We start from the raw sequence: 13,759 nt of genomic DNA, 5'->3' as shown, positions 1-13,759 counted from the left end.
GCCTGCGAGGAGAAGATTATCATGGGCGAAAAGACTATCTTGCTGATCGGCACCTATGACACCAAAGACCCCGAGATGCGATACATCGAAGAATGCATCTCTGCGCAGGGTGGTAACGTGTTGACCATGGATGTCTCGGTTCTTGGGGATCCAACCACTCCCACAGATATTTCCAAGCATGATGTGGCCGCAGCCGGTGGTATGACCATAGAAGAGGTGATCGCGCTCGGTGACGAAAACAAGGCTTTTCGCGTGATGTCGAGGGGCGCAGCAACGCTTGTGGCGCAGGTCTACGCCGAGGGCAAATTTGATGGGATGCTCGCAACTGGTGGCACGATGGGCACCGATCTGGCGCTGGATTGTGCGCAGGCTTTGCCAATGGGTGTGCCAAAATACATTGTCTCCACCGTCAGTTTTTCACCGCTGATTCCGCCACACCGTTTGGCGCCGGATATTCAGATGATCCTGTGGGCGGGCGGGCTTTATGGTATGAACTCGGTTTGCCGCTCATCGCTAAGCCAGGCCGCAGGCGCTGTTTTAGGCGCAGCCCGCGCGGTTCAACGCCCTCAGCGCGATCGCCCGATGATCGGGATGACTTCGTTAGGCTCATCCTGCCTGCGTTATATGAAAACTTTGAAACCTGCTTTGGAAGAACGGGGATACGAAGTGGCCGTGTTCCATTCAACGGGCATGGGCGGTATGGCATTTGAGAAGCTTGCGGGTGAGGGCGCGTTCTGCTGTGTAATGGATTTCTGCATGCAGGAATTTGCCAACATGCTCGCAGGTTCGCTGGTGTCCTCGGGGCAGGACCGGCTGACAAATGCAGGGCGCGCGGGCGTGCCGCAAATGGTGGCCCCAGGCGCGCTGGATCTTTTGGATTTTGCCGGTTGGCAGGACATTCCCGACCAATATGCCGACCGTCCGTTCCACGAACATAATCGTCTGATCAAAAGTGCGGTGTTCAATGCAAAAGAGCGACGGGCCGCTATTCGGGAAATGGCCGATCGTCTAAAACAGGCTACTGGCCCAACCCATTTTTTCCTGCCCACCGGCGGAGTTGAGGAATGGGATCGCGAAGGCCAGGAAGCGCATGACCCGGAAGCGCTTGCCGAAATGGTTGATGAGGCCCGCAACGTGATGCCTGCAGTTGCACCAACTACGGAAATTGACGCCCATATCAATGACGACGCATTCTGCGATGCTGTACTCAAACAGTTCGATAAATGGATGAATGAAGGGGTGGTTAAGACGACATGACCAAAAAAGCCAAGAACATCCTGTTTATCATGTTCGATCAGCTTCGGTTCGACTACCTGAGTTGCACTGGGCATCCAAGTTTGAACACGCCTCATCTGGATGCGCTTGCGGGCAAGGGAGTGCGGTTCTCCCATTGCTATGTTCAATCGCCCATCTGCGGTGCCTCAAGGATGAGCTTTTACACTGGGCGTTACGTGCACAGCCACGGCGCCGCCTGGAATAACTTCCCGCTCAAGGTCGGAGAGGTTACTCTGGGCGATCATCTGCGCGAACGTGGGATGGATAGTTGGTTGATCGGAAAGACGCATATGAGCGTGGATCAGGCAGGGATGGATCGTCTGGGCATTTCGCGCGATGGCGTTATCGGAGCACGTGTCGCGGAATGTGGTTTTGATGTCTTCCTCCGTGATGACGGCTTATGGGGTGAGGGGCCGCAAGGCTTTTATGACAAAAGACGTTCGCCCTATAATGAGTATCTGAAAGGGCAGGGGTATGAGGCTGAAAACCCCTGGCAGCACAATGCCAATGCCGGGGTTGATGAAGATGGTGGTGTCGCTTCGGGTTGGTTTATGCGGCACGCTGATAAGCCTGCAAACATTAAGGAAGAAGATAGCGAAACGCCGTGGCTAACGGGACAGGCGATTGAATTTATTCAAACGCAGGATGCAAATTCCGCTGGGCCATGGATGTGCCACCTGTCCTATATCAAGCCGCACTGGCCTTACATTGTTCCAGCGCCGTATCATAACATGTACGGGGCGGAAGATGTTTTGCCGGTGGTTCGTTCGGAAGGCGAACTACAGAATCCACACCCTGTTTATGAAAAATTCATGCAGAACGAAATCGGCCAAACCTTTAGCAAACCGGGCGTGCGTGAAAAGGTGATACCCGCCTATATGGGGCTGATCAAACAGGCTGATGATCAGATGGGTCGCCTGTTCAATTGGCTAGAAGAGAGTGGCCACATGGAAGACACGATGATCGTCGTGACCTCCGACCATGGGGACTACCTCGGTGATCATTGGATGGGTGAAAAGGATCTCTTCCATGATCCGTCGGTGCGCGTTCCACTGATCATCTATGACCCGTCACCAGAAGCAGACGCAACACGCGGAACTGTTTGTAGCGCACTGGTCGAAAGTATTGATCTGGCGGCAACATTTGTTGATCTGGCAGGTAGCGATGTCCCGGATCACGTTATCGAAGGCCGCTCGCTACTGCCGTTCCTGTATGGCCAAAACCCCAAGGCATGGCGCGAGTATGTGGTTAGCGAATATGATTATTCTGCCACGCCCGAAGCCGCGGCTCTGGGCCTTGACCCCAAACAAGCACGCCTGTTCATGTTGGCGGACAAGGATTGGAAATTCATCTTTGCCGATGGTGGGTTTCGCCCGTTATTGTTCGACCTGAAAAACGACCCTAAAGAGTTGAATGATCTCGGTGCCAACCCGGGCCATGCCGAGGTGATCAACATGTTCATGAAGCGCTTGTCAGAATGGGCGCGCCGTCCATCGCAACGTACAACGGTTTCAAATGACACGTTGCTGAAGAAGCGAGATGGGAGTGCGGCTGATGTCGGTATTTTTATCGGTGTTTATGATGAGCGTGAATTGCCCTACGACGTAATAGAGAAAACGATCAGACGTCGGTAAGACATGCAGGGGTTTTGTCATGTTGGGGGTCTTTTGCGGATCTGTCGCAAAGCTATTTAAGCAGTTGCGATGACCCCATTCAACTATCTTCAAGGCAACAACACAAACAACAACAACGAAAAATGAGGGAAAACGGCCTGGATCCGGGAACATAGTTAATCAGCACCAGGCTTTTCAAATTCGGCAAATAAATGGGTGGTATGTCCTGTGGTTCTCTCAAAAACGAACGAAAGGTCATACCGACGTTTATTGGATGGAATTGTCGGGTTATTGAGCAGAAGGTATGTATTCGTTGTTGGTGCACATGCAACATTTCTCCAGTGCAAAGCGGGCGTCGAGTTTCTTCAAGCGCAGGCTGGATGCCACTTGGTTGCTAGGGTTCTCGCCACTACCAGTCGTCGGTTTTCGAAAAAAGTTTTGTCTCTAAGCCAAATCTGAGCGTCGCTAAGGCTCATAACATGAATTTGCCGGGAAAAAGTCCGCCTAAAAACCTTCGAATAAGTTCAGCAGAGCGTCGTCGCGAAAAAATTTGCATATCGGTCAGGTAATTTACCCACATACCTTCCAGCAAGGCCAGCGTTCCGCTGGTGGCATCATCCACCAAGTTCGGGTCTTGCTCGTTTTGGTGGGCTATCTCCAAGAACGCACGCCGCAAGGTCTCGACAAGTTTGGGGTCCTGAGTGCTGCTGTATCGGGCAATACCTGGGTGTGAGCTCGCGATGCCTCGGAATGCATGCCAGATTTTCGTTGTTCGTGGATTGAGTAAGGCTTCAGACAGATCAGCCTCAATCACAGCCATCACTCGGTCTTCGGGCGATGCATCCGAGCCAAGATCGGTCATTCTGTCCATCTCTGCATAATACTCGGTACTGAAATGCTGGGCCGCTGCCGTCAGTAAATTGTCCTTCCCCCCGAAATGCAAATGAATCATTCCGCGCGACAGACCTGAGCGCTCGCAGATGCGACTGACGGAGGTGTCTGTAACTCCGATATCAGCAATCGTGTCCAAAGTGGCCTTGATCAAAAGTTGCCTATTGGCCTCTGGATCGCGCTTCGAGCTACGCTTTCTTCCTTTTGGTTCTTTCACTCTATTCAATGATTCCATCTGCTTAGGGTCTTCTCATATGGGTGGCTCACAGGAAGATTGACACGAAAGGCCTTTCTGGCGCAACATTAAATGGACGATCGTCCATTAGAGGCTCGTAAGTACCGAGATGGGAGATAGGGTGATTTTTCGTAGCGAAGCGTCCCGGGGTTATACCCTCAGCGCACCAGCCACGGCATACGTGGGCTTTCTGGTGGCGGCGCCTTTGTTGATCCTGATCGCCTATTCGTTCTGGACCCAAACCTACGTAACGCTCGACAAGACACCGACGTTGAAAAACTATAGCGACGCGCTTGCTGATCCGCTGGTTCGACACTTAATGCTAAGGTCGATCTGGATTGCCGGAGCAGTTACGGTAGTCACTGTCGCACTGGCCTATCCCATCGCGTACTTCATCGCGATGAAGGCCCGGAAAAAGACCATCTGGCTTCTGCTCATCACCATTCCGTTCTGGTCCAGCTATCTGCTGCGCGTATTTGCCTGGAAACTCATCCTTGGGTTCAACGGGGTGATGAATTCTGCACTGATGATGCTTGGTCTGATCGACGAACCGCTCGACTTCCTGCTGTACAACGAATTCGCTGTCGTGCTGACGCTTGCTCATGCGTGGGCACCTTTTGCGATCCTGCCGATCTATGTCTCGTTGCAGAAGATCGATCCAAGCCTGTTGGAGGCTGCCACAGACCTCGGCAACAGTCCTTTGCAACGCTTCATGCGGGTGACGCTGCCGCTGACGATCCCGGGGATCATTGCGGCTTGCCTGATCATCTTCATTCCGACTGTCGGCGACTACGTGACCCCAGCGCTGGTCGGCGGATCGGACGGGAAGATGATTGCCAATCTTATTCAGGTGCAGTTCGGGGCCGCCAACAACTGGCCTCTCGGCGCCACACTTTCGCTGATCGCGATGCTGTCGGTCGGCTTCGTCGCCATCGTGTTTGTCATTACCGCCACCCAACTTGGGAGGAGGATCAGATGAAGCGCCCCTCGACCCTGACAGCCTATGCTTTCCTGTATTTGGTTTTTCTGTACCTGCCGGTTCTTTTTCTGCCGTTGTTTTCGTTCAACAGCGGTACAATCGTTGCCTTTCCGATCAAGGGCTGGACGCTGGACTGGTATCGGAAGCTGGGTGAACAGGATACGTTGATCCAAGCCCTTTGGAATTCGCTTGGTGTCGGCACGGTCGTCGCAATTCTATCTACCGCTATGGGGCTTTTTGCTGCTCGTGCCTTTGTTCGCTATCGTTTCCGGGGTCAGCGCGCGGCAGAAGGTCTGGTGATGCTGCCTTTGGTTATCCCTGGCATTATCGTGGCTTCGTCAATGCTGGTTCTGTTTCTGTTTCTCGGCCTCAAACCATCTCTGCTGACCGTTGTCCTGGGCCATACGTTCCTCGCCTTGCCATTTTCCGTTTCGATCTTGAAGTCCGCATTCGATGACTTCGACGCGTCGCTGGAAGAGGCATCTTACGATCTGGGCGTCGGCGTGTTCGAAACCTTCCGCCGCGTGACGCTTCCGGTTGTTTCCCCAGGTATCATAGCCAGTATGCTGGTCACTTTTACGGTTAGCTTCGATGAGTTCGTCCTGGCCTTTTTCCTGTCCGGAAACCAGCCAACCCTGCCGGTCTATATCTGGAGCCAGATCCGCTTCCCCGCCAAGCTTCCAAACGTTTTGGCCTTGGGTTCTATCCTGCTGCTTACCTCGGTTCTGCTTTTGGTGCTGGCCGAGTACTTCCGCCGCCGCTCATCCGCATCAGAGGTCCGATGACAGACAGAAACATCATAGAACTCAGGGGCGTCGAAAAGCGCTATGGCACATTCCTGGCGGCCAGCGGGATCGATCTCGATCTCAAAGAGGGCGAGTTTTTCTCACTCCTCGGCCCCTCGGGATGCGGCAAGACTACGGTATTGCGGATGATCGCGGGCTTCCAGGAACCGACCGCGGGTACCGTGCTGATCGACGGTCAGGATATGGAAGGTGTGCCTGCCAACAACCGTCCAACGAACATGGTCTTTCAGAGCTACGCCATCTTCCCGCACCTGAACGTCGGAAACAACGTGGCCTATGGATTACGGGGCAAGGCGCCCAAGGGTGAGATCGACCAGCGCGTAGCCGAGGCCCTGGACATGGTTGAGCTGGGCGGTCTTCAGGATCGCGGCGCAAGTGAATTGTCGGGTGGGCAGCGGCAAAGGGTGGCGCTTGCCCGCGCGCTGATCATGCGACCCAAAGTATTGTTGTTGGACGAGCCCTTGTCAGCACTCGACAAGAAGCTGCGCGAACAGATGCAGTTTGAAATGCGCAATCTTCAGCAATCGCTTGGCATCACCTTTGTGATGGTCACCCATGACCAATATGAGGCGATGACCATGTCCGATCGTATTGGCGTGATGTTCAATGGACGGCTTAAGCAGGTGGACACACCAACCACGCTTTACGCCCGTCCTTGCGATCAGCAAGTGGCCAGTTTCATCGGTGAGATGAACATTCTGCCTGCCCAGTTATTGGGCGAAATCGGCAATATGTTGTCGATCGATGCTGCCGCCTTCGGGCGGATTGAGATTGAGAGAAATCCCAACGTTGCGACCAGCTCTAAAGACATGAACATCGGTATTCGCCCGGAACAATTGGAAATCGCTGCTGAAAAGCCCGAAGACTATCCATCAACGGTTCAAGGCACTGTCAGCAATGCCGCCTTCTATGGCGAGAACATTCACTACCACATTCGGGTGGCGGGAGCTGAGAAACCAATCTCGGTCTCAGTTCCAAACTATTTTCACACGGTCGATTTCAAACGCGGCGACGCAGTTTGGCTGGGGCTTCAGGGGGCAAGCGTGATCGATCTAGGTACAGACACAAAGTAAAATAGTGGGAGGATAAAATGAGACTTCAGGGAATTGCGGCCTTCGCATGTGCGACGGCGATAAGTACGGGAACTGCCATAGCAGGTGGCGCTGATCTGACGGTTTTTGACTGGTCGGGATATGAAGATCCCGGGTTCTTTGCCAGCTACATGGAAAAATACGGGAATGAGGCACCAAGCTATTCCTATTTTGGAAGTCAGGAAGAAGCCTTTACGAAACTGAGTTCGGGTTTCACGGCGGATCTGGCGCATCCTTGTTCTGACGCGGTCCGGAAATGGGTCGCAGCCGACCTGATCCAGCCGCTGGATGAAAGCAAACTGACCAACTGGGCCGATGTTCTGCCCGAGATCAAGGAGGTCGACGCCATCGTCCTAGACGGCAAGCTTTACATGTTGCCGTTCGAGTGGGGGAACACGGGCCTTATCTATCGCACCGACAAAATCTCAGGCGACGATATCTCGCTGCAAATGCTGGCGGACCCGGCTTATGCAGGCAAGATCGCCGTCCCGGATGCCGCGTCATCTGCGTACGCCCTGGCTGCGCTGGCCACTGGAAACGCCGACGATTACACCAATCTGAGCGACGAGCAGTTCAAGGAAGCATCTGATTTCCTGCGCTCGATCCACCCGAACATGCGCTTTTACTGGTCCGATGCGGGTCAATTTGATCAGGCCATGACCAGCGGTGAGATCGAATTGGGTTGGGCCTGGAACCAGTCAGAACTGAACCTGATCTGGAACGAAGTGCCTGCCGCGATGATGCGTGATGTCGATAAGGGCATCGCGACTTGGGCGTGCGGTTACGTGCATCTGAAGTCTTCCACGACTCCGGTCGATCAGGTCTATGATCTGTTGAACGCGCTCACTGACCCTGCCAGCGGTCAGTACATCATCGACAACTGGGGCTACCCACATTCCAACGCAAAAGCGTTCGAAGTTGCCGATCAGGCCAACATCGAAGCCTATGGTTTTGCTGACCCTAAAAGCTTCTTCGAAGGCAGTTTGTTCTTTGATGCGGTGAATCCCGAGCTTGAGGCGAAAATGCTGGCAGAATTTGAACGGATCAAAGCCGGCTTCTAACACAACCACTTTTCCGAGGCCTTACGGCTCCGGATCCCAGATACAGGAAAACGCGTGAACATGTCGAACGCGAACCCATATGCTCTGCTTTTTGAACCGGTTCAGATCGGACCAGTCACAGCCAGAAACCGCTTTTATCAGGTGCCGCATTGCACCGGGTTGGGGCATGTCCGACCGCGGGCGGATGCCGCCGTTCGTGGGATGAAGGCCGAAGGTGGGTGGGCGGTGGTTTCCAATCAGGAGACCGAGATTCACCCAACCTCAGACCTGTCTCCTTATGCCGAGGGGCGGCTATGGGACGGGCGCGATGTTCCCGCGTTGCGGCTGATGACGGATGCGGTACATGCGCATGGTGCGCTGGCAGCTATCCAGCTGGTGCACAATGGCAACCATGCGCAGAACCTGCTGACCCGGGCGCCGGTTCTTGCACCTTCCGAGATGTCTGTCGATACGACGCATCCCAAGCAGGCGCAGGCCATGGATAAAGCTGATATTCGCGAGTTCCGCCGCTGGCACCGCGAGGCCGCCCTGCGCGCGAAAGATGCCGGATTTGACATCATTTACGTCTATGCCGGACACAACATGACTTTGGCGCAACATTTCATGCTGCCGCATATGAACCAGCGTAGTGATGAGTATGGCGGGTCGCTTGAAAATCGTGTGCGCCTGACACGCGAACTGCTGGAAGACACCCACGAAGCTGTAGGTGACAGCTGCGCTGTGGCGCTCCGTTTTGCCATTGATGAGATGGTGGGCGCTGACGGCATGCAGGCTTCAGAAGAAGGCCGTGCCGTGGTCGAGCTTTTGGCCGATCTTCCTGACCTATGGGATGTGAACGTAGCCGACTGGTCCAATGACAGTGCCACAACCCGCTTTCAGTCGGAGGATGGCTATCAGAACGCGTTTCTGTCGCACGTCAAACAGATCACACGGAAACCTGTGGTTGGTGTCGGTCGCCTGACGTCCCCCGATATGATGTTGTCGATGGTCAAAAAGGGAATCGTCGACCTTATCGGAGCGGCGCGGCCTTCCATCGCGGACCCATTCATTCCCAAAAAGATTGAAGAGGGCCGCATTGACGAAATCCGCGAATGCATTGGCTGCAATATTTGCGTGTCTTCGGACAATTTGGGTATACCGATCCGTTGTACCCAAAACCCGACCATGGGCGAGGAATGGCGGCGTGGTTGGCACCCCGAGATCATCGCGCCGAAAAAGAGCAACGCGGATACTTTGGTTATTGGCGGTGGCCCTGCTGGTCTTGAATGCGCTACGCAGTTGGCAAGGCGAGGATATCAGGTGACCTTGGCCGAAGCCTCAGCTGAATTTGGTGGACGTGTTGCAATGGAAAGCAAACTTCCCGGCCTCGCGGCTTGGTCCCGCGTCGTCGATTATCGCCTGAATGATCTGAAGCAGCGCGGTAATGTCCAATTGTTCACCAACAGCAGGCTTGATGGCGATCAGGTGGCAGAGCTTGGCGTCGAACATGTCTTTGTGGCCACCGGCAGCCACTGGCGTACCGACGGCATGGGCCGTAGCACGCAGCGCCATATGCCTCAGATCGAGCAAACCGCCAAAGTGTTGACGCCTGATGATATTATGAACGGCCTTCTGCCTCCGGATGGGCCGGTGATGATCTATGATGATGACCATATCTATCTGGCAGGGGTGATCGCTGAAAAACTGGCGACCGCCGGATACCAGGTGGTCTTTGTCACGCCAGAGAGTTTAGTTTCAACTTACGCTGTCAATACTTTGGAGCAGCCTCGTATTCAGGCCCGCCTGATCGAGCTTGGCATCGACATTCGCTGCAATCAGGTGCTGACGGCGGTTGAAGGTGACATCGCGCGCATTGGGTGCGCCTTTACCGGTCGCGAAACGGATATTCCGTGTGCCTCGACAATTCTGGTTACCGAGCGCCATCGAGAGACAGCGCTTTATGACAGCTTGCGCGGGATCGGTTTGAAAACCCTCGAACTTATTGGCGATGCCGCGTCTCCGGGGTTGATCGTGGACGCAGTCTTCGCAGGCCACCGCGCGGCACGCGATTTTGAACGCCCAAAGGCAGAAGCGGACAAGGATTGGTTTCGCCGCGAGATAATCGATTTGGAGGAGACGTGATGAACAGCCGACCGTTTGAGTTAGATGCTTTGATGGCCTCGCACCAGTACGGCCACGCGCTGCCGCGTGAATTCTATACATCGCAAGACATCTATAACTATGACATTGCCCAGGTCTGGAACCGTAACTGGCTTTGGGCAGGGCATGTCAGCCAAATCCCAAACCCCGGAGACTATTTTCTGTTCGACTATGGCCCGGAGAGCATCATTGTTGTTCGCGACCGCGAAGGCGAAGTTCGCGCTCATTTGAACGTCTGTCGCCATCGGGGATCTCGCGTCTGCACTGAACAGTCCGGCAACGCCCGTGTTCTTGTTTGCCCGTATCACGCCTGGACATATGAGCTTTCGGGGAAACTTCGTGCAGGCCATAACATGGGGGAACACTTTGACCCATCCAAATTCGGGCTCTTTCCCGTTCAGGTGAGTGTCTTCAAAGGCCTGATTTTTGTCTGTGCCGATGCAAACACGCCATCGCTTGATCCTGTCCTTAGCCAGCTTTCGCCACTCGTCGAACCCTATGGCTTTGACGATCTGAAAGTGGCGCATGCGGCGTCATTTCCGGTTCCCGCGAATTGGAAACTGGCGGTTGAGAACTATCTTGAATGCTATCACTGCGGACCAGCACACAAAGAATACTCTCGCTCTCATAGCCTGAAATCGCCACAAGACATGGCTGGCTTGGCCGAGCCGCTAAATGCAAGGGCTGTGGAAGTCGGGCTGACACCTGATGAATTGGCGCTTGTTGGCGAGGCTGCGCCCACCCCATTCACCAGCGGGTACTATCGGCGCTACCCGCTTTACCAAGGTTACAAAACCGGCAGCAAATCGGGCGAGGCGCTTGCGCCATTGCTTGGAACGCTGAAAGGCTTCGACGGTGGCGCAACTGACTTTGATATTGGTCCATTGAATTGGTTCCTGATCTATTCGGATCACATGGTGGGTTACCGCTTTGTTCCACGTGGCCTACAGGAAACCGACATTCAGGTGGTCTGGCTGGTTCGCGCTGACGCCGAAGAAGGCCAGGATTACGACAAGGAAGACCTGACCTGGCTTTGGCATGTCACTTCTTTGGATGACGAGCGCATCATTCGCCACAACCAGTCCGGCGTAAACTCTCAATACTTCAAACCGGGCCCCTTGGGCGAAATGGAAACCTCGATCCAGGATTTTTACGATTTCTATTTCACCATGATCAGCCCGGCACCAGAACAAAGGATGGCCGGTCATGGCTGAGGCAAAATCACGCCGTCGCGGTGGCGGCGGGCGCGCCGCACGCATAAAGGTGCAAGAGGCAACCACGGGCAATGAGGCCGTACGTGGGGGTCTAAGTGGCGGACGCTACAAACCGCTGACTCAAACAGATATGGAGAACATTCACCAAGCGGCCTTAACCGTTCTGGAAAACACCGGCGTTACCGACCATTTTCCAGAACTGCTTGATCTGGTGCTTCCCAAAGGCGCGGTGATGAATGACCTCAATCGGCTGTGCTTCCCCCGTGCCCTGATGGAAGACATCCTGGCTGGCGCCGCCAAGGAGTTTTACGTCTATGCCCGCGGAGAGCGAGAAGGCAAAGACGACATGCATTGCTCGGCAGAGAGCGTTTACTTCGCCAATTCTGGCACCGCTGTCACAACCTTCGATTCACAAACGAAGTCTTATCGCCCTTCGGTCCTGCGCGATGTCTATGACTTCACCCGTCTGGTGGACCGTTTGGACAACATCCATATGCTGGGCGACACGGTTTTGGCCACCGACGTGACCGATGATTTCGCTCACGACATGAACACCATATATGCGATGCTCGCAGGTAGCCAAAAACCTGCCTGTCTGACCTTTCGCGACCGTAGCCACATCCCACATGCCATTCGCATGTTCGATATGGCGCAAGGTGGCGATGGGGCTTTCATGAATAAGCCAAGCGTCATATTTGGTGGCTGCCCTATGGTTTCCCCCTTGCGGATCGGCAAGGAGAACATGGAAATCCTGATTGATACTGCCAAACTTGGTCTAACTGTCGATCTGGCAGTGCCTCCTCAGGCCGGGGCCACAGCCCCCGCGACGCTTGCGGGAACACTGGTTCAAACCGTGGCCGAAACACTGGCCTGTGTTGCCATTGTAAACCTCATCACACCGGGCTGTCCGGTCTGCTTTGCTGCCTGGCCCTTCATCACTGACTTGCGCAGCGGGTCGTTTACCGGCGGCAGCGGCGAACAGGCTCTGATCGGGGCGGCAGCCATTCAGATGGGCAACTTCTATGGCCTTCCCACATCCGTTGGCGCAGGCATGACAGATGCCAAAATACCCGACGCACAATACGGGTTGGAAAAGGCGCTAACCTTCACGCTTGCCGCCCATGCTGGTGCCAATCGGCTGTGCGAATTCGGCGGGATGATCGGTAGCCTGATGGGATGCAGCTTTGAAAGCATGGTCATCGATGACGAAGCGGGTGGTATGATCCTGCGATCGTTGCGCGGGATAGAGGTCACAGATGAAACCATGGCGGTGGATGTGATCCACCAGTGTGCCATCGACCCAGGTCATTTCCTCGGCAACCCACACACGCTGAACTATATGAACACCGAATTTGTCTACCCGCGGCTCATGGATCGTGAGCGTACAGATACATGGGAAAACGAAGGCAAAACTGATCTGTTGGACCGCGCCCGTGACAAGGCCAATTCCATTCTCGACAGCCATTTCCCCAACTACTTCGGCGCTTCAGACGCTCAGGTGCGCGAAGAGTTCCCAATTGTTATGAGCGCAGAAAGCATGGCCCGCCGTGGATAACTCTAACGCCAAGCACTGGGACAACGACCACTTCCTGCACCCGTGGGAAGGAATGGCAACCTTGGGCAAAAACGACCGGACATTTATTGAAGGTGCCGGCGGCATCCATGTAGTGAACTAAAAAGGCGAACGCTTGATCGACGGACCGGGAGGCATGTGGTGCACTCAGATCGGTTATGGGCGAGAGGAGATGGCAGAGGCTATTGCTGAGCAGGCTCGGAACCTTGCTTATTTCTCGCCCTTTAACAACTCCAACTCGACCGCCGCGCGTTGCGCACGCGAAATCGCCAAACGCGCGCCGGGCGACTTGAACAATGTCTTTTTTACCACCGGCGGTTCCACTGCGGTTGATACCGCCATCCGGTTGGTTCATTTCCGCAACAACCTCTTGGGACGCCCCGAGAAAAAGAAAATCATTCCATGGCAAAAAGCTTATCATGGAAGCACTTATCTGGCGGCCAGCACCAGTGAAAAAGAGCGTGACAGGCTTTGGCTCGACAAGGCGGATGACCTCGCAAATTTCCTGCCAGACGTGAATCCGCTCTATCGTGCACCTGGTCAAAGCGAAGAAAGCTTTCTGAGAGAAAACGTTTCGGACTTGGAAAACGCCATTGTGGCGCTTGGCCCAGAAAATGTTGCCGCTTTTATCCCTAAAAGGTAAGAGCGGTGCGCGTTCCGGTTTCCACTTGATTCAAAATCAATAACTTAGCGACTTCGTAAAGGAAGTGAGCCTCCCCATTTGAATGGGCCCACCGTTAAGATTAGGAAACGGAGGACCAAGAATGGCAAACAAGCGACCGAAGCCGGAAGAAATTGTCTCGAAGTTGCGGCAGGTTGAAGTTCTGATGGGGCAAGGGATGCCGCGTCTGGATGCGATCAGACAGATCGGCGTTGTGGAGC

The 13,759-nt window shown here is 54.5% G+C and carries 11 protein-coding genes and 1 pseudogene; 11 read left to right on the top strand and 1 reads right to left on the bottom strand.

Annotated elements, in window-relative coordinates; all coding sequences use genetic code 11:
- The first annotated feature begins 21 nt into the window (after positions 1-21).
- Together RUA4292_RS16605 and RUA4292_RS16600 are read left to right on the top strand one after the other, a co-directional pair.
- The gene (locus tag RUA4292_RS16605; protein WP_058278611.1) at positions 22-1,257 is read left to right on the top strand and encodes a Tm-1-like ATP-binding domain-containing protein; all 1,236 of its coding nucleotides are present in this window, start codon (positions 22-24) and stop codon (positions 1,255-1,257) included.
- A complete protein-coding gene (locus tag RUA4292_RS16600) occupies positions 1,254-2,909 on the top strand; it encodes a sulfatase-like hydrolase/transferase (RefSeq protein ID WP_082637163.1) in 1,656 nt (551 codons plus the stop codon). The genes RUA4292_RS16605 and RUA4292_RS16600 overlap by 4 nt, the downstream gene beginning before the upstream one ends.
- Positions 2,910-3,360: 451 nt before the next feature.
- On the opposite strand, the gene RUA4292_RS16595 is transcribed toward RUA4292_RS16600, so the two are convergent.
- A complete protein-coding gene (locus RUA4292_RS16595) occupies positions 3,361-3,996 on the bottom strand; it encodes a TetR family transcriptional regulator C-terminal domain-containing protein (RefSeq protein WP_233493475.1) in 636 nt (211 codons plus the stop codon).
- Between the two features lie 127 nt (positions 3,997-4,123).
- Between RUA4292_RS16595 and RUA4292_RS16590 the strand changes: the two genes are divergently transcribed.
- The 9 genes and pseudogenes from RUA4292_RS16590 to RUA4292_RS16550 form a co-directional block, all read left to right on the top strand.
- Complete coding sequence (locus tag RUA4292_RS16590; RefSeq protein ID WP_058278609.1) at positions 4,124-4,993, top strand: ABC transporter permease; 870 nt, start codon at positions 4,124-4,126, stop codon at positions 4,991-4,993.
- Positions 4,990-5,778: an ABC transporter permease gene (locus RUA4292_RS16585; RefSeq protein ID WP_058278608.1), complete on the top strand. Its 789-nt coding sequence runs from the start codon at positions 4,990-4,992 to the stop codon at positions 5,776-5,778. The genes RUA4292_RS16590 and RUA4292_RS16585 overlap by 4 nt, the downstream gene beginning before the upstream one ends.
- The gene (locus tag RUA4292_RS16580; RefSeq protein WP_058278607.1) at positions 5,775-6,872 is read left to right on the top strand and encodes an ABC transporter ATP-binding protein; all 1,098 of its coding nucleotides are present in this window, start codon (positions 5,775-5,777) and stop codon (positions 6,870-6,872) included. The genes RUA4292_RS16585 and RUA4292_RS16580 overlap by 4 nt, the downstream gene beginning before the upstream one ends.
- A gap of 17 nt (positions 6,873-6,889) precedes the next feature.
- Entirely contained in the window at positions 6,890-7,951 is a 1,062-nt protein-coding gene (locus tag RUA4292_RS16575) for an extracellular solute-binding protein (protein WP_058278606.1), read from the top strand.
- A gap of 60 nt (positions 7,952-8,011) precedes the next feature.
- Entirely contained in the window at positions 8,012-10,072 is a 2,061-nt protein-coding gene (locus RUA4292_RS16570; protein WP_082637162.1) for an oxidoreductase, read from the top strand.
- Positions 10,072-11,304: an aromatic ring-hydroxylating oxygenase subunit alpha gene (locus tag RUA4292_RS16565; RefSeq protein ID WP_058278605.1), complete on the top strand. Its 1,233-nt coding sequence runs from the start codon at positions 10,072-10,074 to the stop codon at positions 11,302-11,304. The genes RUA4292_RS16570 and RUA4292_RS16565 overlap by 1 nt, the downstream gene beginning before the upstream one ends.
- Positions 11,297-12,859 (top strand): trimethylamine methyltransferase family protein, encoded by a 1,563-nt coding sequence (locus tag RUA4292_RS16560; RefSeq protein WP_058278604.1) that lies wholly within the window; start codon positions 11,297-11,299, stop codon positions 12,857-12,859. Before RUA4292_RS16565 ends, RUA4292_RS16560 begins: the two co-directional genes overlap by 8 nt.
- A 133-nt stretch (positions 12,860-12,992) precedes the next feature.
- Positions 12,993-13,520: an aminotransferase class III-fold pyridoxal phosphate-dependent enzyme gene (locus tag RUA4292_RS16555; RefSeq protein WP_267885463.1), complete on the top strand. Its 528-nt coding sequence runs from the start codon at positions 12,993-12,995 to the stop codon at positions 13,518-13,520.
- A gap of 121 nt (positions 13,521-13,641) precedes the next feature.
- A pseudogene (locus RUA4292_RS16550) lies at positions 13,642-13,759 on the top strand (IS3 family transposase); the annotation flags it as partial.

It is taken from the genome of Ruegeria atlantica (assembly GCF_001458195.1).
Classification (GTDB): Bacteria; Pseudomonadota; Alphaproteobacteria; order Rhodobacterales; family Rhodobacteraceae; genus Ruegeria; species Ruegeria atlantica.
Note: the sequence above shows the minus strand (reverse complement) of the source record. Positions and strands in the feature narration are given on the sequence as shown.